The organism is Streptacidiphilus fuscans (assembly GCF_015690355.1).
Lineage (GTDB): Bacteria > Actinomycetota > Actinomycetes > Streptomycetales > Streptomycetaceae > Streptacidiphilus > Streptacidiphilus fuscans.
On record NZ_JADPRT010000013.1, the window covers coordinates 1 to 23083 of the forward strand.

The 23083-nt window shown below is 72.1% G+C and carries 20 protein-coding genes and 1 pseudogene; 8 read left to right on the forward strand and 13 right to left on the reverse strand.

Annotated elements, in window-relative coordinates; all coding sequences use genetic code 11:
• A pseudogene (locus tag I2501_RS26920) lies at positions 1 to 109 on the reverse strand (electron transfer flavoprotein subunit beta); the annotation flags it as partial.
• Between the two features lie 371 nt (positions 110 to 480).
• Between I2501_RS26920 and I2501_RS26925 the strand changes: the two are divergent.
• Complete coding sequence (locus I2501_RS26925; RefSeq protein WP_196196846.1) at positions 481 to 1239, forward strand: lysophospholipid acyltransferase family protein; 759 nt, start codon at positions 481 to 483, stop codon at positions 1237 to 1239.
• A 196-nt stretch (positions 1240 to 1435) separates the two neighbouring features.
• Here the strand turns inward: I2501_RS26925 and I2501_RS26930 are convergent, their stop codons facing one another.
• The 7 genes from I2501_RS26930 to I2501_RS26960 form a co-directional block, all read right to left on the reverse strand.
• Positions 1436 to 2080, reverse strand: coding sequence for a GTP-binding protein (locus I2501_RS26930; protein ID WP_196196847.1), 645 nt, complete (start codon positions 2078 to 2080; stop codon positions 1436 to 1438).
• Positions 2061 to 2480: a DUF742 domain-containing protein gene (locus I2501_RS26935; RefSeq protein WP_196196848.1), complete on the reverse strand. Its 420-nt coding sequence runs from the start codon at positions 2478 to 2480 to the stop codon at positions 2061 to 2063. Before I2501_RS26935 ends, I2501_RS26930 begins: the two co-directional genes overlap by 20 nt.
• A 5-nt stretch (positions 2481 to 2485) precedes the next feature.
• Positions 2486 to 2914, reverse strand: a complete 429-nt coding sequence (locus I2501_RS26940) for a roadblock/LC7 domain-containing protein (RefSeq protein ID WP_196196849.1) — start codon at positions 2912 to 2914, stop codon at positions 2486 to 2488.
• Positions 2880 to 5711 carry a sensor histidine kinase gene (locus I2501_RS26945; protein ID WP_196196850.1) on the reverse strand — a complete coding sequence of 944 codons (2832 nt, stop codon included), beginning with the start codon at positions 5709 to 5711 and terminating at the stop codon, positions 2880 to 2882. The genes I2501_RS26940 and I2501_RS26945 overlap by 35 nt, the downstream gene beginning before the upstream one ends.
• Positions 5708 to 6487, reverse strand: coding sequence for an MHYT domain-containing protein (locus I2501_RS26950; RefSeq protein ID WP_196197067.1), 780 nt, complete (start codon positions 6485 to 6487; stop codon positions 5708 to 5710). Before I2501_RS26950 ends, I2501_RS26945 begins: the two co-directional genes overlap by 4 nt.
• A gap of 211 nt (positions 6488 to 6698) precedes the next feature.
• Entirely contained in the window at positions 6699 to 7448 is a 750-nt protein-coding gene (locus tag I2501_RS26955) for a hypothetical protein (RefSeq protein ID WP_236047293.1), read from the reverse strand.
• A gap of 63 nt (positions 7449 to 7511) precedes the next feature.
• A complete protein-coding gene (locus I2501_RS26960; RefSeq protein WP_196196852.1) occupies positions 7512 to 7808 on the reverse strand; it encodes a YiaA/YiaB family inner membrane protein in 297 nt (98 codons plus the stop codon).
• A gap of 94 nt (positions 7809 to 7902) precedes the next feature.
• On the opposite strand from I2501_RS26960, the gene I2501_RS26965 reads away from it, so the two are divergent.
• Complete coding sequence (locus I2501_RS26965) at positions 7903 to 8679, forward strand: MerR family transcriptional regulator (RefSeq protein ID WP_196196853.1); 777 nt, start codon at positions 7903 to 7905, stop codon at positions 8677 to 8679.
• Positions 8680 to 9002: 323 nt separating this feature from the next.
• On the opposite strand, the gene I2501_RS26970 is transcribed toward I2501_RS26965, so the two are convergent.
• Positions 9003 to 9872, reverse strand: a complete 870-nt coding sequence (locus tag I2501_RS26970; protein ID WP_196196854.1) for an SCO6745 family protein — start codon at positions 9870 to 9872, stop codon at positions 9003 to 9005.
• A 137-nt stretch (positions 9873 to 10009) separates the two neighbouring features.
• On the opposite strand from I2501_RS26970, the gene I2501_RS26975 reads away from it, so the two are divergent.
• From I2501_RS26975 to I2501_RS26990, 4 genes are all read left to right on the forward strand, one after another.
• The gene (locus I2501_RS26975; protein WP_196196855.1) at positions 10010 to 11590 is read left to right on the forward strand and encodes an MFS transporter; all 1581 of its coding nucleotides are present in this window, start codon (positions 10010 to 10012) and stop codon (positions 11588 to 11590) included.
• Positions 11591 to 11740: 150 nt separating this feature from the next.
• Positions 11741 to 12121: a hypothetical protein gene (locus tag I2501_RS26980; RefSeq protein ID WP_196196856.1), complete on the forward strand. Its 381-nt coding sequence runs from the start codon at positions 11741 to 11743 to the stop codon at positions 12119 to 12121.
• Between the two features lie 158 nt (positions 12122 to 12279).
• Entirely contained in the window at positions 12280 to 13440 is a 1161-nt protein-coding gene (locus tag I2501_RS26985) for an exonuclease SbcCD subunit D (RefSeq protein ID WP_196196857.1), read from the forward strand.
• Positions 13440 to 16412, forward strand: coding sequence for an AAA family ATPase (locus tag I2501_RS26990; RefSeq protein ID WP_196196858.1), 2973 nt, complete (start codon positions 13440 to 13442; stop codon positions 16410 to 16412). The genes I2501_RS26985 and I2501_RS26990 overlap by 1 nt, the downstream gene beginning before the upstream one ends.
• A gap of 215 nt (positions 16413 to 16627) precedes the next feature.
• Here the strand turns inward: I2501_RS26990 and I2501_RS26995 are convergent, their stop codons facing one another.
• Together I2501_RS26995 and I2501_RS27000 are read right to left on the reverse strand one after the other, a co-directional pair.
• On the reverse strand, positions 16628 to 17353 hold the full coding sequence (locus tag I2501_RS26995; RefSeq protein WP_215910056.1) for an MBL fold metallo-hydrolase: 726 nt from the start codon (positions 17351 to 17353) through the stop codon (positions 16628 to 16630).
• Positions 17354 to 17593: 240 nt separating this feature from the next.
• Positions 17594 to 20086: a Tex family protein gene (locus I2501_RS27000; RefSeq protein WP_196196859.1), complete on the reverse strand. Its 2493-nt coding sequence runs from the start codon at positions 20084 to 20086 to the stop codon at positions 17594 to 17596.
• 109 nt (positions 20087 to 20195) lie between these two features.
• On the opposite strand from I2501_RS27000, the gene I2501_RS27005 reads away from it, so the two are divergent.
• Positions 20196 to 20687: a GNAT family N-acetyltransferase gene (locus I2501_RS27005; RefSeq protein WP_196196860.1), complete on the forward strand. Its 492-nt coding sequence runs from the start codon at positions 20196 to 20198 to the stop codon at positions 20685 to 20687.
• A 12-nt stretch (positions 20688 to 20699) separates the two neighbouring features.
• On the opposite strand, the gene I2501_RS27010 is transcribed toward I2501_RS27005, so the two are convergent.
• The gene (locus I2501_RS27010; RefSeq protein ID WP_196196861.1) at positions 20700 to 21296 is read right to left on the reverse strand and encodes a Uma2 family endonuclease; all 597 of its coding nucleotides are present in this window, start codon (positions 21294 to 21296) and stop codon (positions 20700 to 20702) included.
• Between the two features lie 36 nt (positions 21297 to 21332).
• Positions 21333 to 22175, reverse strand: a complete 843-nt coding sequence (locus I2501_RS27015) for a thioesterase family protein (protein WP_196196862.1) — start codon at positions 22173 to 22175, stop codon at positions 21333 to 21335.
• A 96-nt stretch (positions 22176 to 22271) separates the two neighbouring features.
• Between I2501_RS27015 and I2501_RS27020 the strand changes: the two genes are divergently transcribed.
• Positions 22272 to 23054 carry an SDR family NAD(P)-dependent oxidoreductase gene (locus tag I2501_RS27020; protein ID WP_196196863.1) on the forward strand — a complete coding sequence of 261 codons (783 nt, stop codon included), beginning with the start codon at positions 22272 to 22274 and terminating at the stop codon, positions 23052 to 23054.
• The last annotated feature ends 29 nt before the right edge of the window (positions 23055 to 23083 follow it).

Below are 23083 nucleotides of genomic sequence, written 5' to 3' on the forward strand. Positions count from 1 at the left end.
ACAACAGGCCGTCCACGCCGTCACGGTCGGTCGTGAAATCCTCCGCGAACCGCCGCTCACCTGTCGCGTCGGGCACGTACTTCACACAGACAACGATCCTCAAGCTCACGACCTGTCTCCTGTACTGGTCACGTTGTTACTGTCAGGTAGCTTACGCCCTGCGGCGCGCCGACGAGCGGACACCCACCCTATGAGTGCTGTTCGAGGCCCATACTCCCCCACCGCGCACGGAAGGGAATGCCGAGGGTGCCGCAACCACCTGTGACATCGACCCTATTGACCGTCATCGGCCCCCGATCCGACCGTCGATCGACCCCGGGTCGACCACCCCCGACAACGGTATGGATGTGACGACAATCTCCCGCCCCGGCCTGCTCCCTACGTGACACGGGCCGTCCCAAAGGGGCACCATCTGACGTCGGCAACTTACGCTGACGTAACCGTAGGCTCGGGCACAGGCCCGCTGACGTTGGGCTGACTGTGGCAGATCTGGTGTACCCGCCGGTCATCGGGGCGGCGCTGACCGCGTTCCGCGCGCTGGACCTGAAGATCGAGATCGTCGGCGCGGAGAACGTACCGCGTCAGGGCGGGGCCGTGCTCGTCAGCAACCACATCAGCTACCTCGACTTCCTCTTCGCCGGGCTCGGCGCGTTCAAGTCCGGCAAGCGCATGACCCGCTTCATGGCCAAGGACGACGTCTTCAAGCACCGGATCTCCGGCCCGCTGATGCGCGGCATGAAGCACATCTCGGTGGACCGCTCGGACGGCCAGCCCGCCTACGACGAGGCCGTGCGGGCGCTGCGCGCGGGCGAGGTCGTCGGCGTGTTCCCCGAGGCGACGATCAGCCGCTCGTTCATGCTGAAGAAGTTCAAGACGGGCGCGGCGCGGATGGCCGCGGACGCGCAGGTCCCGCTGCTGCCGATGGCCCTGTGGGGCACCCAGCGGCTGTGGACCAAGGGCCGCCCGAAGAACCTGACGCGGCGTCACACCCCCGTCGCCATCTACATCGGCGAGCCGATCACCCTGACCGAGAAGGACCGCCCGGTCATGGTCACCCGCAGGCTGCGTGCCGCGATGACCGACCTGCTGGAGCGCGCGCAGCGCGCGTATCCCGACGCGCCCTCCGGCCCCGACGACCGCTGGTGGCTCCCGGCGGCGCTGGGCGGCACGGCGCCGACGCCGGAGGTCGCGGAGGCAGAGGACGAGGCGGCGGCGGCGCGCCGCTCGGAAGGCGCCTGACGTTCGCACGGACGGACGTTGCAACACCTCAGGGGCGCGGGGCTCTGCTGATGTGCGGCTCCGCCGCGTGGGCGCGAGAAGCCACCCTGTGAGGTGAGTCCCCGAACGCGCAGGGCCATCCGCACGGGGTGGTTGATCGCGCAGTTCCTCGCGCCCCCGAGGTGTTGCAACGTCCCCATTGCCGCAAGTGCAACCCTCAGCTGAGCATCCGCGCAGCGTGCAAGCGGCTCGCGTGTTCGACCAGGGCGATCAGCACCCTCTTGCCCGAGTCGCGCTCACGCGCGTCACAGAGCAGGACAGGTGTCTCGACCTCCAGGTCGAGGGCCTCGCCGACCATTTCGACGGCGTGGCGGCGGGCGCCGCTGAAGCAGTTGACGGCGACGACGAACGGGATGCCGCGGCGTTCGAAGTAGTCCACCGACGGAAAGCAGTCTTCCAGGCGGCGGGTGTCCGCCAGGACGACCGCGCCCAGAGCGCCGTGGGCGAGTTCGTCCCAGAGGAACCAGAAGCGGTCCTGGCCGGGCGTGCCGAAGAGGTAGAGCGAGAGCCCGTCGCGGATGGTGATCCGGCCGAAGTCCATGGCCACCGTCGTCGTGGTCTTCTGCTCGACCCCGCCGAGGTCGTCCACGCCGCGGCCGGCCTCGGTCAGGAGTTCCTCCGTACGGAGCGGGCGGATCTCGCTGACCGCGCCGACCAGCGTGGTCTTGCCGACGCCGAAGCCGCCCGCCACCAGGATCTTGAGGGCGAGGGCGGGTTCCTCATGGGGATCGTGCGGATCATGCGGATCGTGCTCGGCGTGCGTGTTCGAAGGGACAGGGGCTTCAGAGTGCACGGAGGCCATTGATCACTTCTCGCAGGATGCGCTCGTCGGGGAGCATGGCGGGAGGAACAGGACGGCTGACGCGGATCAGACCCGCGTCCAGGAGGTCGCCGAGCAGGACGCGGACGACGCCGACCGGGAGGTCGAGGTCCGCGGCGATCTCGGCCACGGACTGCGGGCGGTAGCGGCACAGGCCGAGGATCGCGACCGACTCGGGCGCGAGACCGGGCTCGACCCCGTAGGGGCCGTCCCCGGCATACGGGCTGTCCCCGGCGTAGGGGGCGTCCGCGCCGTACGGGGTGTCGGCGACGACCATCGCGATCAGGTCGAAGACCTCGCTTGCGGGCCTGGTCCGGCCCTTGGTCAGGGCGTAGAGGCGGACCATGGGACCCGCCTCCTCGTCGAACCAGTTCGGATCCATCACGCTCATCCCGCTGACGGCGAGTCCACCGCGATGCGCGGCGGCGTGTACAGGTGCTCGCCCACGCGGCGGACCAGGCGGGCCATCTCGTAGGCGATCAGGCCGATGTCGGAGTCCGCGCCCGCGAAGACGGCCAGGCAGGTGCCGTCCCCGGCGGCGACGACGAAGAGGAAGCCGCCGTCCAGCTCGACCATGGTCTGGCGGACCTCGCCCGCGTCGAAGTGGCGGCCCGCGCCCTTGGCCAGGCTGTGGAACCCGGAGGCCACGGCGGCGAGGTGCTCGCCGTCCTCCCGGCTCAGCCCGGCGGAGACGCCCAGTGCCAGACCGTCGCGGGAGAGCACGACGGCGTGGCGTACCTGGGCGACGCGGGACACCAGCTCGTCGAGGAGCCAGTTGAGCTCACCGGTGGGAGTCGGATTGGTCGTCGCGGCCATCTGCGGCCTTCCTCTCGAAATCTGGTTCCTGGATCTTCAGATGGCGGGTCGGTCCGTTGGTCGCCGGTCCGTTCGCGGACGAGCGGCGACCGCGGGTCCAGCCCTCGCGCAGCGCGGACATGGTCTCCCTGGCCTGCTCGGGACTGCGTTCCGGCGTGCCGCCGGAGCGGCCGGGCGCCCGGTGGGTCTCGGTCGGCGCCTCGCGCAGCTGCACGGCGAGGCTGGCCTGGCGGACCCGTCGCGGCAGCTCGTCGCCGTTGCGGCGCAGCGGGGTCGGGGCGGGCACGGCCTGCTCCGTCACAAGGCGGTCGGGACCGCGTCGCTCGGGCTCGGGTCGCTCGGGCTCGGGTCGCTGGGGATCCGCCCGGTCGGGATCCGCCCGGTCGGGCACGATCTGCGGGTTGTCCGGCGGGATCTGACGGTGCATCGGTTCCTGGGAGCGTGGTCCGTTCGGGGCGGCCTGGGCGCTCGGCGACGGTCTGCGCTGCGCCGAGGGTCGTGTCGAAGGCCGGGTCGGCAGCCCGCCTCCCGCCTGCGCGGACGCGACCGACCCGGTCGTACCGGGCCGCGTGGGCGGAGCCGTCAGCGGCGGGAGGTCGAGCTCGGCGTCGATCGGGGGTGCGGTGACGATCCCCGCGCCGCCCGCGTCCCGCTGGCGCCCACGGCCGGTCTCCAGCAGCGCGTTCGGGAGCAGCACGACGGCCGTCGTCCCCCCGTACGCGGAGGGCCGCAGGCTGACCCGGACGCCGTGGCGGCGGGCCAGGCGGCTGACCACGAAGAGGCCGAGCCGGTCGCTGTCGAACAGGTCCGCCTGCTGCGCGTCGGCGATCTTGCGGTTGGCGTCGCCGACGGCGTCCTTGCCCATGCCGAGGCCGCGGTCCTCGATCTCCACCGCGTAGCCGGTGCCGACCTGTTCGCCGGTCACCTGGACCCGGGTGTGCGGGGGCGAGAAGGCGGTCGCGTTCTCGACGAGTTCGGCCAGCAGGTGGGTGAGGTCGGCGACGGCCGCGCCGACCACCGACACGCCGGGCAGGGAGCGGACGTCGACCCGGGCGTAGTCCTCGACCTCGGCGACGGCCGAGCGGACCACGTCGAGCAGCGGAATCGGCTTGCGCCAGGCGCGGCCGGGCGTGGCGCCGGAGAGGATGATCAGGCCCTCGGCGTGGCGGCGCATCCGGGTGGTGAGGTGGTCGAGCCGGAAGAGGTCCTCGAGCTCGGACGGGTCCTCGGTGCGGCGCTCCATCGCGTCCAGCAGAGTCAGCTGACGGTGCACCAGCACCTGGCTGCGTCGTGCCAGGTTGACGAAGACGCCGGAGACGCCCGACAGGACCTCCGCGCGCTCGACGGCGGCGGTGAGAGCGGCGCGCTGGACGGTGTTGAGCGCCTCGCCGACCTGGCCGATCTCGTCGTCGCCGGGCTCGATCACGGGGGCTTCGGACTCGATGTCGAGCTCCTCGCCCGCACGCAGCCGCCGCATCGCGTCGGGGAGGCGGCGTCCGGCCAGCTCCAGCGCGGAGTTCCGCAGGCCGACCAGCTCGATCACCAGGCCGCGGCCGATCCGCACCGAGATGAGCAGCGAGAGCGAGACCGCGGCCAGACCGAGGAGGACCGCCAGGCCGTTCGTGCTCAGCAGCCCGAGATAGGGGTCGTTCTGGGCCCCGGTCGCGGTCTGGCGGGCCTGGGTGAGCACGGTGTCGAGCTGTTGCTCGACACCGGTCGCGGTGGCGGTCCAGCCCGCGCCGGCGGCCTGCGCGGCGCGGGTCCCGCCGCCGCTGGCCTGGACGGCTGCCTCCAGCTGGGCCAGCGCCACCGCCTGCTGACCGCCCGTCACCTGCTGGAACGCGGCGTCGTCGGCCGCCGCCAGGTCCGGCGCGGCGGACTGCGTCAGCGTCTGGCGGGCGTAACGGGCGCCGACGAACTCCTGGTACTGGTCCGAGGTCATCCGACCCTGCGCCTGGGCGGCCTGGACGGCGGCGTCCTCCCGGGTCAGCATCTCGCGGGCCTGCGAGAGCTCCAGCAACACGCGCGCGTCGGAGGCGGCGGAACCGTTCTGCGTACCGGTGATCTGCCCGGTGACGCTGCTGAGCGAGCCGACGACGCCGAAGCCGCTGTCGATCACACCGGTGTAGGAGGTCGACGCGTCCGGCCAGCTCAGCTGACGGCCGGTCACCCGGTTCCGCAGCTGCTGGAGCGAGGCGGTCGCGGTGTCGAGCGTGCCGATCCGGGAGACCAGCGTCGCGGACAGGCCGCTTGCGGCATTCTCGCCGAGCAGCACGTCCTGGTTCATCGAGGCGACGGCCATGTCGGTGAGGTGCTGCCTGCCCTGGTAGGTGGCCAGCCGGTCCCCCGAAGGCGCGGCCAGATAGGCGAGCCCGGCGGTGCGCTCGGCCTGCACCGCGTCGACGGTCGCACCGATGGGGGCGAGCAGCGTCTGGTCGACCTGCTTGAGCTGGATCAGCGCGTCGACGGACTGCGCGGTGGTGACGGTCGCGAAGGCCCAGAGCGCGAGCAGGGAGACAACGGGAACCATCAGCAGCGAGATGATCCTGGCCCGGACGGTCCGCGGTCGCAGCCGGACGGAGAGGTTCAACGGATGCGCGCCGGTCAGCGGACGCGAGCGGTAGCCCGACGGGTGGTGCGCCGCGCCCAGCCCCTCGTCGGCGGGGCGACCGGCGTGGGCGGGGCGCGGACGGGTGCGGCGCGCGCCGGCGTCGCCGCGGGCGTCGTGGGCCGTGGAGTTCTTGGGCGTCCTGGGGCTCTTGGGACTGCCAGGGCTGCTGGGGGGTGCCGAGGTCATCGGGTCACCGCCGGGAGCACGCGCAGGCCTTCGGCGTCGGCATTGGCGGCACGTTCCTGCGCGGTGGGCGAGAGCGCGACGAACGCGGACGTCAGGAAGAGGTACGAGCCGAGCCCGACCGCGAGCGGGAAGATGAACTGCATCAGCGACGCGCCGTGCAGCGGGACGTTGGACGGGTGCACCTGAACGGTGACCGCGCGCATCCCGGTGTAGTGCATCGAACTGACGGCCAGGCCCATGACCAGCGCCGCTCCGGCCGCCGCCAGCGGCCCGCTGACGTTCAGTCCGGCCCACAGCGCGGCCGTCGCCGCGACCACGGCGATCACGACGGAGAGCGCCACCGTGGTCGGGTCGTAGTGCAGCGTGCCGTGCAGGTCGAGGGCCAGCATGCCCAGGTAGTGCATGGCCGCCACGCCGAAGCCGGTGGTGATCCCGCCCACGATCAGCGAGCGCCACTTGTGCGTGCCGTAGCCGACCGCGAAGAGGCCGAAGCCGACGAAGACCACCGCACTGACCAGACTGAGCACCGTCAGCGGGACGTTGAAGCGGATGTCCGTCCCGGTGACGGTGAACCCGAGCATCCCGATGAAGTGCATCGTCCAGATGCCCGCGCCGATCGCCGACGCGGCGGTCAGCAGCCAGTTGCGCTTGGACCGCCCGGTCGCGGCGACCGCGCGGACGGTGCAGCGCAGCCCTAAGGCGGAGCCGAGGACGGCCATCAGATACGACAGGATCGGCGTGAGCCAGCCGTAGCCCAGCTCGGTCATGCTCCCCATGGCGCCCATGCGGCGGCCCTCCGTGTGCCCTCCGTGGTCCGGCAGAGGTCACGGACGCTATTGCCCGGTTCACTCGAAATCGCGGACATGGGCAAAAGCCCGGCAAGGGCGTGCGGGTTGTGCTGGACTAATGGGGCTTGTGCCTACGGTGTGTCCACCAGGGGCGGTCGACCAGGGGTGTGTCCACCGGGTGCCGTGCCCTGCGTCCCGCCTACTGCAGGACGTTGACGGCGCGGGCGATGATCAGGGCCAGGGCCAGCAGCGAGATGATCGACTGCGAGGCCATCAGCAGCTTCGCCCAACGCGACAGCGGCATGGTGTCGGTGGGGCTGAACGCGGTCGCGTTGGTGAAGGCCACGTAGAGGTAGTCGGCGTACTCCGGCTCCCAGTCCGGCGGCGCTATCCCCTGCTGCTGCATCTGCGGGAAGAGCAGGTCGGGGTACTTGTGCGTGCCCGCCGCGCGGGCCAGCGGACCGCCGCGGTCCCACTCCCAGTACCAGAGGCTGTAGGCGATGATGTTGGTCAGCCAGACGCCCGCGCCGGTCATCAGCAGCTGCACCGGGGTGAACCCGTGCGAGCCGTCGATCAGGTCCCTGCCGAGCAGCACCGCGGACCACCCATTGGCCAGGCTCACCGCCGCGGCGAGCAGCAGGCCGAGCACGCGCACCGCCCGCGACTGCTTGGCGATGCGCGGATGCGGGTTGACCGCGACCAGCGCCACTATCAGCGCGGCCTCCAACACGGGCAGCAGCCAGTGCGGGTGGATGGTCAGCCGCTCCGGCAGCATCCACTGGATGACGATGGCCACGAGCAGCGCCGCGGTCACGCCCCAGCGCTGCTCGCCTTCGGTCCGCCGCAGCCACGCGGGGAGGGCGTCGGCGGTGGCGGAGGCGTGGTGGTCGTTCTGTTCGTGCTGTTGGTTCTGTTCGTGCTGTTCGTTCTGCCCGTTCTGCTGAGTCACGGCGATCATTGTGCCGGGCACCGGTAAGGACGCCTCAGCAGCGGCGCGTCGGCACGAGATTCGTCAGGGCGCGTCGACGCGGAACGGGTCGTGCTCGGCGAGGAGCTTGTCCAGCCTGGCCTGGTCGACGCGGCTGCTGTAGCGGCCCTCGTCCTGGCGGTCGCGGACGACCTTGGCCAGCGTGAAGGCGGAGGTGACGACGTAGAGGAGCCCCAGGGCGAGGAACGCCCGCTCCCACGCGTCGGTGTGGAGATAGGCGATGCCGAGGCCCATCGCCACCAACGAGGCCGTGAAGGAGATCACAGCCTGCACGGAGTACGCGCTGGTCGTGCCCGGTCTGACGGGCGGAGTGTTGGCCATGTCGGCAGAATGCAGGCCCCGAACCCGACTCGCATGAGTACGCGTACTCAAAGGAGCATGATCCACAGGCAACTCGATCGCTACTCTCGACCACGTGAACGAGAGCGGAACCTCCCACCCACGCGAGCCTCGCGAGTACCGCACCGAGGAGTTGGCCCACGAGGCGGGCATTCCGGTGCGTACCCTCCGCTTCTACCGGGAACGCCGGCTGCTCCCGCCTCCCCGGCGCGAGGGCCGGATCGCCTGGTACAACGAGGACCATCTGGCCCGACTCCGGGTCATCGCCGACCTGTTGGAGCGCGGCCACACGCTCGGCGGCATCGCCGAGCTGCTGGCGGCGTGGGAATCCGGCCAGGACGTCGCCGAGTTGCTCGGGCTGCGAGCCGCGATCGCCGAGCCCTGGTCGCAGGAGACCGAGGTCCCGCTGACGCGCGAGCAGCTGCTCGCGGCGTTCCCCCCGGAGGAGGCCGAGTCCGCGCTGACGACGTCGCTGGAGCTGGGTTACCTGCGGCCGCGGGGTGAGGACACCTACGTCCACGTCAGCCGCCGCCTGCTGGACGCGTCGGCGGCGCTGGTCGGCGAGGGCGTGCCGCTCGCCGCGGTCCTCACCACCGCGCGGGGCGTCCGCGCCAGCGCGGACGCCCTGGCCGACCAGTTCGTGGACCTGATCGTCGACCAGCTCCTCTCCGGCCTCGACGACCCCCTCCCCCCGGGCGAGCCCACCCGCCTCGCCGACGCGCTCACCCGCTTGCGCGGCGTGGCGCGGACCGTCGTCGACGTCGAGTTCTCCCTCGCGATGGACCGTCGCGTCCAGCGCGAGGTGAAGCGGCTCTCGCCGCGGCTGGCGGAGGGGTTGGGCGCGGCGGACTGAGCGGGGGCGCTGCGCGCCGGCGGGCAGTTGCACCACCTCAGGGGCGCGGGGCTGTGCCGATCTGCGGCTCCGCCGCGCGGGCGCGACCGGTCACTGACGCTCCCGCAGGTGGTTGCACCTCCAGGGGCGCGAGGAACTGCGCGACAAGCCACCCACGCAGCTGGCAGGCCGAACGCGCAGGGCCATCCGCACAGGGTGGTTACTCGCGCAGTTCCCCGCGCCCCTGAGCGAAGTGCAACTTCCGCAGCGGCGCCGGCCCAGCGTGTCGCGCCCACGCGGCGGAGCCGCAGATCAGCAGTTCCCCGCGCCCCTGAAGGTGCAACTCACTCCGCCGGAAACGCCTCCGGTCCGCCACGGTGGAGGTAGCGGTCCATGATGGTGGTGCTCCAGGGGCGGACGAGGTCGTGCAGGCGACGGGTGCGGTCCCAGCCGAGGGCGAGCCAGGGGGCGAGCCCCAGGCGGTCCGTCAGATCCTCGATCTCCTCGCGGGTCTCGCGTCCGCGCAGTGTCAGCCCGCCTTCCTCCGTCAGCAGGCCGCGGTCGTGGAGGCGTTGCTCCGCCGCCTCCCACTGCGTGTCGGTCCAGCCGCGGCGGGGCTGGATGGAGGCGCGGTGCTCGTGGCCGGTTGCGACCGCGTTGACCAGGACCTCGACCGCGTCCAGGCCGGAGGCCAGCAGCGCGGTGTTGTGGCCGTCACCACGCCACTCCCGGAAGGTGGTGACCGCCTGCCAGAGCGCCAGGTGCGGCGCGTCCGGCAGCGGGAGCGCGGCGTTGGCCGCGCCCAGCGGGCGGCCGGCCGTGCGGCACGCGGCCGCGGCCTCCGCGGCGAGCTCCGCCGCCTCCGCCATCTCCGGGGAGGCCAGCACCTCCTCGCCCAGGGCCTCGCGCAGCCCGGCGTCGGTGGCCTCCAGGCGCAGGGCGAGCAGCTTGTCGGGGGTGGCCGCCTCGCGGACCGCGTTCATGTGCTGGGCGACCATGCCCGGCTCGAAGTGGTAGAAGATCGCCTCCACCAGGCCCTCCGACGCCGCGCCCAGCGGCGCCGAGCGGCCGGCGAAGTAGGCGCCCCACCGGTCGAGGCCGACGGTGTCGAACACCGCGGTTGCGGCCGGGCTGAAGATCAGGGCGGCGTGGTACGCGTCGAGGCCGTCGCGCATCGCTCGGGCCACACGCAGGTCGAAGGGTCGAGTCGTCATCGCGACAGCCTAGGACCATGAGGGCATCGAGTGAAGAGGTTGACCAACTAAACCTTTCTCGTCTAAAGTTTCGCCAAGAATTACTTCAGGCTCTCAAGTATCCACACACTGAAACACCTGGCGAAGGACCCGCTCTGATGAGCAGCACCCCCCTCTCCTCCCGGCGCGGGAGCACCCCTCTGATCCTGGCCCTGGGCCTGGCGGCCATGGTCGTCTCCATGGCGCAGACCCAGGTCGTGCCGATCCTCGCGCTGCTCGGCAACGACCTGCACGCGTCCAGCGCGGGCATCAGCTGGGTGACCACGGCCACCCTGCTCTCCGCCGCCGTCTTCACCCCGCTGCTCGGGCGGGTCGGCGACCTGTACGGCAAGAAGCAGACGCTGGTCGCGGTGCTCGCGGTGATGGTCGCGGGCTCGCTGCTGGCCGCCACGACCACCTCGCTGACCCTGCTGATCATCGGGCGGGTGCTGCAGGGCTCGGCCACAGCGATCTTCCCGCTGGCGCTGTCGATCATCCGCGACCAGGTGCCGCACGAGAAGCTGCACGGCGCGATGGCGCTGGTCAGCAGCACGCTGGCGTTCGGCTCCGGCCTCTCGCTGGTGATCACCGGCCTGCTCACCCAGGGCCACAACCCCAACTACCACTCGGTCTTCTGGGTCTCCACCGGCCTCTCGCTGCTCGCGCTGCTCGCCGTCGTCTTCCTGGTCCCCAACCGCGGGCACGCCACCGGCGGGCGGATCGACTACCTGGGCACGGTCACCCTGGCCGGGTTCCTGGTCCTGCTGCTGCTCGGCATCTCGCAGGGTCACGAGTGGGGCTGGTCGTCCAGCTCGATCATCGGCTGCTTCGCGGGCGCGGTGGTCATGGCCGTCCTGTGGGTGCTGGTCGAGCGCAAGGTCGCCGCACCACTGGTGGACATGCGGATGTTCGCCCACCGTCAGGTCGCCTTCACCAACGCCGCCGGGCTCTTCGTCGGATTCGCCTCCTTCGCCCAGTTCATCGGCATCTCCTACCTGGTCCAGATGCCGCGTGAGCTGACCGGCTACGGCTTCACCGCCTCGGTGCTCCGCGCCTCGGTCGAGTACCTGCTGCCCAGCTCGCTGATCGCGCTGATCGCCGCCCCGATCGGCGGCATGCTGGTCCGGAAGCTCAGCGCCCGCGGCACCCTCGCGCTGGGCGCGGTGATCGGCGCGGCCGGGTTCGGCTGGCTCGCGTTCGGGCACGGCAGCAGCGTCAACGTGATCCTGGCCGGTCTGCTGACCGGTACGGCGATCGCCTTCGGCTACGCCTCGATGCCGGCGCTGATCGCCGCCAGCGTGCCGCTGGAGCAGACCGGCATCGCCAACGGCATCAACTCCATCTCCCGGTCCGTCGGCAGCTCCATCGCCTCGGCGGTGGTGACCTCGCTGCTGGCCTCCAAGCTGATCCACGGTCTGCCGCCGGGCGTGCCGCCGCTGCCGCAGCAGAGCCAGTTCACGACGAGCTTCGCGATCGGCATGGTCGCCATGGTGCTCACCGTCCCGGTGGCGCTGATCGGCCTGACCCGGCACCACCGGCCGCTGACCGTCGCGGCCTCGTCGGTTCCGGCCACGGACACGACGCGGAATCCGGCCGACAAGGCCGGTGAGGTCGCCACCGAAACCGTCGCCGCCGAGGTGCAAGCGCCTCTCGCGGACGGCTCCGAGGCCGCCGCAGAGGCTCTGGCCGAACAGAGCTGACCAGCAGTTTTCTGCCCGCTCTGGGCCCGGCATTCCCTGCCGGGCTCCGGGCGGGTATCTTTGCGCCGCCACATGACCGGCCCACGTCACAAGGTGCACATTACTTACCTCCTCTTACTTCGCGATCATCGGATGAGTAGCCTCTCCCCCGTGCCTGCACTCCCGGATGCCCCGACCGCGGTCGGCAGCTTCGCCGCGATCTGGAGCCGCGCGCTCTATCCGTCCGCGCGAAGCGGGCTGACGCGCGATCAACTGACGCTGCTGCTGACCCCCCTCGCGGGGCAGCTGCGCGACGCCCTGCACCAGGACCGGTTCGACCCGCGCCCGGCCCGGGCCATCGGCTGGCAACTGGTCCGCAGCCACTCCGACGAGCCCGACGCCCTCGCCCAGACCCTCGGCGTCCTCGACGCCTACCTGCTGCTCTACTTCCCCCCGCCGAAGGAGTTCTCCGGCCCCATCGCCCGCGCCCGCTCGGCCCGCCTCCAACACGCGGTGGCAGCGGGCTTCGTGGAGGCCCTGCGGGACGGCTGACCGCCCGCTGATCCCCCACCACTGGTCCCAACGCTGGTCCCGCCACCGGTTCCAGCACCCACGACGCTAGCGCCCGCCACTGACAGAATCCGCCGGGAAGGCCGAACCCGAGCCACTGTGTCCTGAGCTGTCAGTGGCAGGCGTTACTGTCGGGGGCTATGCGCTTTCTGCACACCTCCGACTGGCACCTGGGCAGGTCTCTGCACCGGGAGAACCTGCTGCCCGCGCAGCGGGCTTTCCTCGACCACCTGGTCCGCACCGTCGAGGCGGAGGGCATCGACGCCGTGCTCGTCGCCGGCGACGTGCACGATCGTGCCGTGCCCAGTCTGGGCGCGGTCGAGTTGTTCGACGAGGTGCTGCACAAGCTGGCCGCGCTCGGCGTGCCCGTGGTGCTGATCAGCGGGAACCATGACAGCGCGCAGCGGCTCGGGATCGGCGCGGGGCTGATCGCGCGCGCCGGGGTGCACCTGCGGACGGATCCCGACGCGGTCGGCGAGCCGGTGCTGCTGCGGGACGAGCACGGCGAGGTCGCCGTCTACGGCCTGCCGTACCTGGAGCCCGCACTGGTCGGGCGGCGGGTCGGGGCCGAGGAGGTCAGCCACGCGGCCGTGCTCGGTGCGGCGATGGACGCGGTCCGGGCCGATCTGGCAGGCCGTCGACAGGCCGACAGCAACTGCCGCTCGGTGGTGCTGGCGCACGCGTTCGTCATCGGCGGCGAGGTCAGCGACAGCGAGCGGGACATCTCGGTCGGCGGCGTGCCGAGCGTGCCCGCCTCGGTCTTCGACGGCGTCGACTACGCGGCGCTGGGCCATCTGCACGGCTGCCAGACCGTCAACGAGCGGGTGCGCTACAGCGGTTCGCCGCTGGCCTACTCCTTCTCCGAGGCGGACCGGCGCAAGTCGATGTGGCTGGTGGACCTGGGCGCCGACGGCGAGGTGACGGCGCGGCGCATCGACTGCCCGGTGCCGCGACGCCTGGTGCGGCTGCGGGGCGAGTTGCACGAGCTGCTCACCTCCCCCGACCACGACGACGTCGAGGACTGCTGGGTGCAGGCCACGTTGACGGACGCGGCGCGCCCCGCGCAGGCCATGGAGAAGCTGCGCCAGCGCTTCCCGCACACGCTCCAACTCGCCTTCGAGCCGGAGAACCGCGCCGACGACGGCCTCGCCTCCTACGGAGCGCGCGTGCGCGGGCGGGACGACGGCGCGGTCGCGCTCGGCTTCGTCCGCCATGTGCGCGGCTCGGTCGCCAGTGAGGCGGAGTCGGCGCTGCTGGTCGCGGCGGTCGAGGCCGCGGCGCGGACCGAGGGGGACGACTGATGCGCCTGCACCGGCTCACCGTCACGGCATTCGGTCCCTTCGGCGGACGCGAGGAGGTCGACTTCGACGCGCTGGCCTCCGGCGGGCTCTTCCTGCTGGCGGGCCCGACGGGAGCGGGCAAGACGAGCGTGCTGGACGCCGTCTGCTTCGCCCTCTACGGCTCGGTCCCCGGCAGTCGGGGCCGGGCCCGCAGCCTGCGCAGCGACCATGCCCTGGCCGGGCAGCTGACCGAGGTGGAGCTCGAACTGACGCTGGGCGGCCGACGGTTGTGCATCCTGCGCCGTCCCGAGCAGCACCGGCCCAAGCGCCGCGGCGAGGGCAGCACGCCGGAGAAAGCACAGACCCTGCTCAGCGAGTGGTCGACCGAGCTCGACGAGTGGCGTCCGCGCAGCGGTTCGCACCAGGAGATCGGCGCGGAGCTGCAGCAGCTGATCGGCATGAGCCGAGACCAGTTCTGCCAGGTCGTGCTGCTGCCGCAGGGCGAGTTCGCGAATTTCCTGCACGCCGACGCACAGAAGCGCAGGGAGCTGTTGGGCCGCCTCTTCGACACCGGCCGCTTCGGCGCGGTGGAGGCCTGGCTGACGGAGCATCGGCAACGCTGCGAGAAGGAGGCCCAGTCCGTCCAGGCCGACATCGCCGCCCGTGTGGAACGGCTGTCCGAGGCGGCCGGGGAGGCACCGGAGGGCGTCCTCGGCCCGGACGAGGCGCTCGCCTGGGCGGCGGAGCTGCGCGAGCGCGCGGCGCTGCGGCAGGAGGTGGCGGAGGTCCGCCACGCCCTGGCCGCCGAGCGCCGCGCGGCCGCGGACGAACGCCTGCGCGCGACCCAGGAGCTGTTCGACCGTCAGCAACGTCACCGGCGTGCTCTGGAGACGCGCGACGCACTGCTCGCCGAACAGCCCGCCCAGCAGGAGCGGGAGCAGCGCCTCGCACGCGCCGAGCGGGCCGCCACGGTCACCCCGCTGCTGCGCCGCCTGGCCGAGGCGGAGCGGGAGGCCGAGCGCGCCGCCGCGGCCCGCGGGCGGGCGCTCTCCGCGCTTCCGGTCGAGTTGCACGCCCGCGATGTCCAGGCTGCGGATCTCCGCGCCGAGGAGCGCGAAGCGCTGGGCCGCACCGGCGAGTTGCGCGCCCTGCTCCAGGCCGAGCAGCGGCAGGCGGAGATCGTCCGCGAGACGCAGCAGCTGGAGCGCCGCTCCGCCGACGCCGAGGAGGAGCGCTCCGAGGCCGAGGCCTGGCTCGCCGACGCGTGGCCGCGCGAACGCCAGGCCGCCCAACGCGATGTGGAGGCCGCGCGTGACGCGGCCACCGGCCGTGACGCACTGGCCGAGCGCCTGCGTGCCGCCGCGCAGCGGTTGGAAGCCGGTCAGCGCCGGGACGGGCTGGCCACGCGGGTCGCCACGGGCGAGCGAGCCGTGGCCGGCCTGCGCGAGCGGCGTTCCGAGGCGCGCGAGGCCTGGCTGGAGCTGAAGCAGCGTCGGATCGAGGGCATGGCCGCCGAGTTGGCCGCCCGACTGCAGGCGGGCGAGCCGTGCGCGGTCTGCGGCGCCACCGAGCACCCGCGTCCCGCCGAGGCCGCGCCCGACCAGGTCACCCCTGAGGCGGAGCGCACGGCCGAGGCCGCCTACCGCACGGCGGAGCAGCAGTTCCACGAGGCCGAGCACCAACTGGCCCGCCTCGTGGCTGACGCGGCCGCCGCCCAGGCGCTCGCGGACAGCCGCGCCACGGCCGAGCTGTCCCAGGAGGCCGAGTCGCTGCGTCGCGAACACGCCGACGCCGAACGCGCCGAGGCCGCCGGTCTCGCCGCCGCACGGCAGTTGGAGCGGCTGGAGCGCGAGCACGAGCAACGTGCGGCGGCCCTCTCGTCCGCCCGCGAGACCCTGGCGGCCGCCGAGGAGGCCCTCTCCCGGCTCACCGCCGAACGCGAGCAGCTCGACGTCCGCCTCACTGAGGCCCGGGCCGGAGCAGCCTCGGTGGCGGCCCGGATCGCCGCGCTGGACGCCAGGGCCGCGCTGCTGGGCCAGGCGGCCGAGGCGGTCACCGCCGCGTCCGTTGCGGCCGACGCGGCGTCAGCTGCCCGCGCCGTGGCGGAGGAGGAGTGCACGGCGGTCGGCTTCCCGTCAGCCGCCGAGGCGCAGGCGGCGGCGCTCGGCGCGCCCGAGGCGGAGGCCCTGCGGGCAGCCGTCACGCGCCACGGCGAGGGCCTGGCCCGCGCCCGTGCCGAGGCGGCGTCCCCGGAGCTGGTCGCGGCGGCGGCGCTGCCCGAGGCCGAGCCCGGCACTGACCGGGCAGCGGCGGCGGCAACGGAGGCGGCGCTCTTCGACGCGCACTCCGCGCTGGAGAGCGCGACGCACCGGGTCGCCCAACTCGCGCGGCTCAGCGACGGACTGGCCGAGGACGTCACCCACCTGCGCCCGTTCGCGGAGCGCTTGGCCACCGCGACGGAGCTGTCGCAGTTGGTCGCCGGTACCAGCCGGAGCAACGAGCTGCGGATGTCACTGGAGAACTACGTGCTGGCCGCACGGTTGGAGCAGGTGGCGGCGTCGGCGGGTCTGCGGCTCGCGGCGATGTCCGGCGGCCGGTACACCCTGGAGCACACCGACGCCCGCTCCCGCAACAACGCCCGCTCCGGGCTTGGCCTCCAGGTCCTCGACGCCTGGACAGGCCGCTACCGCGACACCTCGACGCTCTCCGGCGGCGAGTCCTTCTTCGCCTCCCTGGCCTTGGCGTTGGGCCTGGCCGACGTGGTGACGGACGAGGCGGGCGGCATGCCGCTGGATACCCTCTTCGTCGACGAGGGCTTCGGCTCGCTCGACGCGGACGCGCTGGAGGAGGTCATGTCCGTCCTCGACTCGCTCCGCGAGCGGGACCGTGCGGTCGGCATCGTCAGCCACGTCAGCGAGCTGCGGGATCGGATCCCGAACCAGCTGCACGTGCGGAAGGGCCGGGCGGGGTCGAAGCTGAGCCAGGCGAGGTAGGTGCACATTCGCGGGGGTGCGGGGCTCTGCTGATCTGCGGCTCCGCCGCGTGGGCGCGACAATCCGAGCGTGTGCTGCCGCAGGTAGTTGCAATCACCTCAGGGGCGCGGGGAACTGCGCGACAAGCCACCCTGCGAGGTAGAAGCCCGAACGCGCAGGGCCATCCGCACAGGGTGGTTTCTCGCGCAGTTCCCCGCGCCCCCAGGTAGTGCAATTCACTCCGACAGCGCATCAACCACTCTCTGCAACGCGACGTCCGCTCCGCCGACGATCGCGTCGCCGTGGCCGAAGCAGGCGATGTCGACGGAGTCGAGCCGGGGCAGGCGCTTCAGCGACTCCCCCGCCTGTCTGCGGTTGACGTTGAAGATGCCGCGCATGGTGTGGCCCTCCACGTTGGCGACCGTGTCGCCGAGAAAGATCACGCCGTGCTCCGGCAGGTGGAACGCCGCGCTCCCCGGTGTGTGGCCCGGGAGGGCGACGATGCGCGTACCGCCGCCGAAGGCCAGGGTGTCGCCGTCGTCCAGATCCGTGATCGCCTTGACCGGTGGCACGTCCGGCATCGGCGGCAGGTTGGCGTGGAACTCGCGCTCCCACTCCGGCGCGTCGGAGAGGTCCGGCGGGATCACCGGTGTCTCGCCGCGGACGACCGCCGCGTCGAGCCGGTGGGCGAGGATCTCGACCCCGCCCCAGGCGGCGACCTCCGCCGCCGCGCCCGCGTGGTCGCGGTGGAAGTGGGTCAGCAGCAGGCGGCGCACGTCGCCCGGCTCGGCGCCGAGCCCGCGCAAGGCCGCGGCGATCCCCGCGCCCGAGCCGACAGGACCTGCGTCGATCAGCGACACCCCGCCGTCCTCGTCGCGCCAGACATAGCCCTGACCGACCCGGAAGTTCAGCTGGTGCAGGCGCCCCGGAAGCAGTTCGACGACCTCGATGTCCGTGTCCATACCTTCACCGTAGGCCTGGTGCGCGCGCCACGTCGGAATCGTTCGCCAACGGCACAACCACGCGGGCCGCCAACCGACTTCGGAACGCGAAGAGGCCCCTGCCGCACGGGGGGACGGGAGGGGCCTCGACACTCATCGTACGAGCTGTCGGACCGTCACCAGTGCCAAATCCACGTCAGGATTCACTGAGCCATCGATTACTGGCAAGGTTGACGGTCCCATCTGTACTGTTCATGACCGCTATTTCGCCAAACCGGCGCGTCGCAGGGCGTCCGCCATCGCGCTGTTGGCGATCCCGCCGTCGCGCGGGGCCGGAGTACGGCGGTCGCCGCCGCCGCGACGGTCCCGGTTGCCGCCCTGACCGCCTTGCCCGCCCTGACCGCCTTGCCCGCCCTGACCGCGGTTCTGGCCGCCGCCCTGGCCCTGACCACCCTGCCCAGGGCCGCCCTGTCCCTGGCCACCCTGACGCTGCCCACCCGGCCGCTGGCCGCGCTCGCGACGCTCGCCGCGCTCACCGCGGTCACCCCGGTCGCCGCGCTCGCCGCGCTCGCCGCCCGGCTGGGCGTCGTCGTCCAGGCGCAGCGTCAACGAGATGCGCTTGCGCGGGATGTCCACGTCCAGCACCTTCACGGTGACGATGTCGCCCGACTTGACCACCTCGCGCGGGTCCTTGACGAAGGTCTTCGACAGCGCGGAGACGTGCACCAGGCCGTCCTGGTGGACGCCGATGTCGACGAAGGCACCGAACGCGGCGACGTTGGTGACCGTGCCCTCCAGGACCATGCCCGGTGTGAGGTCGCCCAGCTTCTCGACGCCCTCCTTGAAGGCGGCGGTCTTGAACGCCGGACGCGGGTCGCGGCCGGGCTTCTCCAGCTCGCCCAGGATGTCGACGACCGTCGGCACACCGAAGGTGTCGTCGGCGAAGTCGGACGGCTTGAGCGCGCGCAGCTTCGCGCCGTCGCCGATCAGCGCCTTGAGCTCGCCGCCGGTCGCGGTCAGGATCCGGCGGACCACCGGGTAGGCCTCGGGGTGGACGCTGGAGGCGTCCAGCGGGTCCTCGCCGCCGGGGATCCGAAGGAAGCCCGCGCACTGCTCGAAGGCCTTCGGGCCGAGCCGCGCGACGTTCTTCAGCTCCTTGCGGCTGTGGAACGGGCCGTTGGCGTCGCGGTGGGCGACGATGTTGTCCGCCAGGCCCGCGCCGATGCCGGAGACGCGGGTCAGCAGCGGCGCGGAGGCCGTGTTGACGTCGACGCCGACGCCGTTGACGCAGTCCTCGACCACCGCGTCCAGCGAGCGCGACAGCTTGGTCTCGGAGATGTCGTGCTGGTACTGGCCGACGCCGATCGACTTGGGGTCGATCTTGACCAGCTCGGCCAGCGGGTCCTGGAGACGGCGGGCGATGGAGACCGCGCCGCGGATGGAGACGTTGAGCTCCGGCAGCTCCTGCGAGGCGAAGGCGGAGGCCGAGTAGACCGACGCGCCCGCCTCGGAGACGACCGCCTTGGTGAGCTTCAGCTCCGGGTGACGCTTGATCAGGTCCAGTGCCAGCTTGTCCGTCTCGCGGGAGGCGGTGCCGTTGCCGATGGCGATCAGGTCGACCTTGTGCGCCGCGCAGAGCTTGGCCAGCGTGGCGATCGACTCGTCCCACTTGTTGGCCGGGACGTGCGGGTGGATGGTGTCGTGCGCGACGACCTTGCCCGTCGCGTCCACCACGGCGACCTTGACGCCGGTGCGGAAGCCCGGGTCCAGGCCGAGGGTGGCGCGGGTGCCGGCGGGGGCGGCGAGCAGCAGGTCGCGCAGGTTGGCGGCGAAGACGCGGACCGCCTCGTCCTCGGCCTCGGTGCGCAGGCGCAGCCTCAGGTCGATGCCGAGGTGGACCAGGATGCGCGTGCGCCAGGCCCAACGGACGGTGTCCTGAAGCCACTTGTCGGCCGGGCGGCCCCGCTCGGCGATGTCGAAGCGGTTGGCGATGCGGGACTCGTAGCCACCGGGCGCCTCGGCGTCGGCCTCGTCGGCGTAGGGCTCCATGGTGAGTTCGAGCACGTCCTCCTTCTCGCCGCGCAGCATGGCCAGCACGCGGTGGGAGGGCAGCTTGACGTAGGGCTCGGCGAAGTCGAAGTAGTCGGCGAACTTGGCGCCGTCCTGCTCCTTGCCGTCGCGGACCTTGGCGGCCAGCCGGCCGCGGCCCCACATCCGCTCGCGCAGCTCGCCGATCAGGTCGGCGTCCTCGCCGAAGCGCTCGACCAGGATGGCGCGGGCGCCGTCCAGCGCGGCGGCGGCGTCGGCGACGTTCTCGCCGAGGTACGCGGCGGCCTCCGCCTGCGGGTCGCGCGTCGGGTCGCCGAGGAGCGCGTCGGCGAGCGGCTCCAGGCCGTTCTCGCGGGCGATCTGCGCCTTAGTGCGGCGCTTGGGCTTGAACGGGAGGTAGATGTCCTCCAGGCGCGCCTTGGAGTCGGCGGCACGGATCTGCGCTTCCAGGGCCTCGTCGAGCTTGCCCTGGCTGCGGATCGACTCCAGGATCGCGGCCCGGCGCTCCTCCAGCTCGCGCAGGTAGCGCAGGCGCTCCTCCAGGGTGCGCAGCTGGGCGTCGTCGAGCGACCCCGTCGCCTCCTTGCGGTACCGGGCGATGAAGGGGACGGTCGCCCCTCCGTCGAGCAGTTCCACGGCGGACTGCACCTGTGCGGGACGGACGCCGAGCTCGTCGGCGATGGTCTGCTCAATCGACAGGGTCACTCTTGGTTACCGCTCTCTCGCTGGGTACTTGCGGCAGCATTCTGTCCCGATCGGCGCGGCGAGGAAAACCACCTCGCGTTCGGGCGGGTCGCGGTGTCAGGATCGCGCCATGCAGATCCGCGAGGCGACGGACGCCGACTGGGCGTCCATCTGGCCGTTCTTCCACGCGATCACGGCCGCCGGGGAGACCTTCACCTATCCGACGGACGTCGACGAGCCGACCGGCCGCGCGATGTGGATGGTCCGCGCGCCGGGCCGTGTCGTCGTCGCGGTGGACGAGGACGGCACGGTCCTCGGCACAGCGAACATGTACGCCAACAAGATGGGCCCGGGCGCGCACATCGCCAGCGGCAGCTTCATGGTCGCCCCCGAACACTCCGGCCACGGCGTCGGCCGCGCGCTGTGCACCTACCTGCTGGCGTGGGCGCGTGAACACGGCTTCCGCGGGGTCCAGTTCAACGCGGTGGCGGCGAGCAACACGCGTGCGGTGGGGCTGTACGAGTCGCTCGGCTTCGAGGTCATGACGACGATCCCGGAGGGGTTCCACCACCCGACGCTGGGTTACGTCGGGCTGCACATCATGTACCAGCGGCTCGTCTGACGGCGGGCACCGTCAGTCCTGGTACATCCGGAAGCCCGACGTGTCGACCGTCCACGGGCCGACGACGATGCGGTCGCCGAAGGTGTACGGCACGGCCTTGCGGTAGCAGATGCCGTCCGGCCCCTGGCTGGACTCGGAGTACACCATCCCATCGCCCTTGCGCGGGTCGACGATCATATAGACGGGGATGCCCATCGCCGGGTAGTCCCGGGCCTTGACCTCAAGGTCGTTGCGGGGATTGCTCGGGGAGACGACCTCTGCGGCAAGGAGGACGACACGGCTGCTGACGCGCGCCCCCACCGCGTCGACCTCGGACTCGGGGACGATCATCAGGTCGGGGACCTTGCGCAGCCCGCTGACGGGGTCCTCGGTGTCCGTGTCGGAGAACGCGGCCACACCGGCGTCCTGCTGCTCGATCTGACGCCGGAGCCGCAACACGTTGACGCCGTGCTGACCGCTGGGGCTCATCATCATGACGGTGACCTGGCCGTCGGTGATCTCGACCTTCCAGTGCTCCTGCTGGCGGTCGGCCACCTCGGCGAGCTCGTCCGCAACGGCACGCAGCCGTGCGAGCTCCTCGGGAGCCGGCTGAGGACGGTTGTCGGTCATGCCCTCAGCCTATAGCCGCCGTCCGGCCCCGCCGCGTCAGCGCGGGACGACGGCCAACTGCCGCGACTGCGCCACCAGGCGGTCGCGGGAGTCCCAGATCTCGCAGTCCTCCTCCAGATAGCCGCCGGCGAGGTTGCGGGTGGAGTGGGTGATGCGGAGCCAGCCCGGGGCGGGGAGGGCCCGGATGTGGGCGGTGAGTTCGACGGTTGGGGTCCAGCCGAAGAGGCCGAGGTCGAAGGTGACCGGCGGGAGCGCGTCGAGGGCGAAGAGGAGCGAGAGCGGGTCGGGCTCGCGGCCGTCGGCGAGGCGGAACCAGCCCTGGATCCGGCCCTCCCCGGAGGGCTTGCCCAGCGCCCAGCCGACGTAGGCCGGGTCGAGGCGGAGGTCGATCCGCTCCAGCATGTTGGCGGAGGCGAGGAACTCCGGCGGGGCGTGCTCGGTGCCGACGCACTGCTCGACCGGCGGCAGCTTCGGCGGCGTGGCGCTGGTGCGGACGTCCTCGTCGGCGCGGGCCAGGTCGCCGAAGTGCGCCAGCACGCGCAGTCGTTCGAGCGTGCGGCCCTCGTCGTCGGCCTGCAGCAGCGAGGCCTGGCCGGTGGAGTGGCTCCGGGCGGCGCGCACGGTCTCCACGCGCAGCTCGGCCGGGCCGGGGCGGGAGGCGCTGACGTAGTAGCCGCTGACCGAGACGGGGTACGGGTGCAGACCCCGTGCTGCCGCGAAGTGCTCGCCGATGGAGCGCGCCGCGAGGGAGAGCAGCAGGCCGCCGTTGATGCCGCCGCCGATCTGCCAGCCCTTGTCCAGTTCGGTGTCGAAGACGCTGCTGTCGACGGCCTCGTCGGGACGGCGGACGACGGCGGTACCCTCGTCGAACTCGCTCACGGTGCACTCCCACCACTCACTAAGTTACTTATCAGTAGCTAACTATACCTTCGCTGTCGCTTCCAACGTCAAGGCGCATCTGCTACCACCACAGGCATGCTTCCTCATGCTTATGCGCTGGACGGACGGGTGGCCATCGTGACGGGCGCGGGCAGCGGCATCGGGCGGGCCACCGCCCGGGTGCTGGCCGAGGCGGGGGCGCGCGTCGTCTGCGCCGACCTCGACGGCGAGGCGGCCACCGCCACCGCCAAGGAGTGCGACGGCATCCCGGCCGCCGTGGACGTGTCCCGCCGGGCGGCCGTCTTCGCCCTGGTCGAGAGCACCGCCGAGCAGCAGGGCCGGCTCGACATCCTCTGCAACGTCGCCGGGGTGATCCGCACCGGGCTGGTCGTCGACGTCCCCGAGGAGGACCTCGACGCGGTGATGGACGTCAACTTCAAGGGCACCTTTCACACCTGCCAGGCGGCGGCGCGGATCATGTGCGCGCAGGGCGGCGGAGCCGTCGTCAACACCGCGTCGGGCGCGGTGGACAGCGCCACACCCGAGATCATGAGCTACTCGGCGTCCAAGGCGGCCGTGGTCCAGTTGACGAAGAACCTCGCCGCCGAGGTCGGCCGCTACGGCGTGCGGGTCAACGCGGTCGCACCCGGACTGGTGCGCACCGCGATGACCGCGCGTCACTACCTGCGCCCCGACGGCAGCGTGGACGAGACCGCCCGCGCCGCCGGGGAGAAGCCGCTGCGGCGGATGTCGCCGCTCGGCCTGATCGGCGAGCCCGAGGACATCGCCTACGCCATCCACTACCTGGTCAGCGATGCCGCCCGGTTCGTGACCGGACAGATCCTGCGTCCCAACGGCGGCGTGGCGATGCCCTGGTGAGGCCTCGTCCGATCGGGGGTCGGCCGATA

Excerpts from the sequence above, each read along its gene's own strand:
- I2501_RS26930 (WP_196196847.1), bottom strand. The coding sequence starts at position 2,080 with ATGGCCTCCGTGCACTCTGAAGCCCCTGTCCCTTCGAACACGCACGCC.
- I2501_RS26935 (WP_196196848.1), bottom strand. The coding sequence starts at position 2,480 with ATGGATCCGAACTGGTTCGACGAGGAGGCGGGTCCCATGGTCCGCCTC.
- I2501_RS26940 (WP_196196849.1), bottom strand. The coding sequence starts at position 2,914 with ATGGCCGCGACGACCAATCCGACTCCCACCGGTGAGCTCAACTGGCTC.
- I2501_RS26945 (WP_196196850.1), bottom strand. The coding sequence starts at position 5,711 with ATGACCTCGGCACCCCCCAGCAGCCCTGGCAGTCCCAAGAGCCCCAGG.
- I2501_RS26950 (WP_196197067.1), bottom strand. The coding sequence starts at position 6,487 with ATGGGGAGCATGACCGAGCTGGGCTACGGCTGGCTCACGCCGATCCTG.
- I2501_RS26960 (WP_196196852.1), bottom strand. The coding sequence starts at position 7,808 with ATGGCCAACACTCCGCCCGTCAGACCGGGCACGACCAGCGCGTACTCC.
- I2501_RS26970 (WP_196196854.1), bottom strand. The coding sequence starts at position 9,872 with ATGACGACTCGACCCTTCGACCTGCGTGTGGCCCGAGCGATGCGCGAC.
- I2501_RS26975 (WP_196196855.1), top strand. The coding sequence starts at position 10,010 with ATGAGCAGCACCCCCCTCTCCTCCCGGCGCGGGAGCACCCCTCTGATC.
- I2501_RS26985 (WP_196196857.1), top strand. The coding sequence starts at position 12,280 with ATGCGCTTTCTGCACACCTCCGACTGGCACCTGGGCAGGTCTCTGCAC.
- I2501_RS26990 (WP_196196858.1), top strand. The coding sequence starts at position 13,440 with ATGCGCCTGCACCGGCTCACCGTCACGGCATTCGGTCCCTTCGGCGGA.
- I2501_RS26995 (WP_215910056.1), bottom strand. The coding sequence starts at position 17,353 with ATGGACACGGACATCGAGGTCGTCGAACTGCTTCCGGGGCGCCTGCAC.
- I2501_RS27005 (WP_196196860.1), top strand. The coding sequence starts at position 20,196 with ATGCAGATCCGCGAGGCGACGGACGCCGACTGGGCGTCCATCTGGCCG.
- I2501_RS27010 (WP_196196861.1), bottom strand. The coding sequence starts at position 21,296 with ATGACCGACAACCGTCCTCAGCCGGCTCCCGAGGAGCTCGCACGGCTG.
- I2501_RS27020 (WP_196196863.1), top strand. The coding sequence starts at position 22,272 with ATGCTTCCTCATGCTTATGCGCTGGACGGACGGGTGGCCATCGTGACG.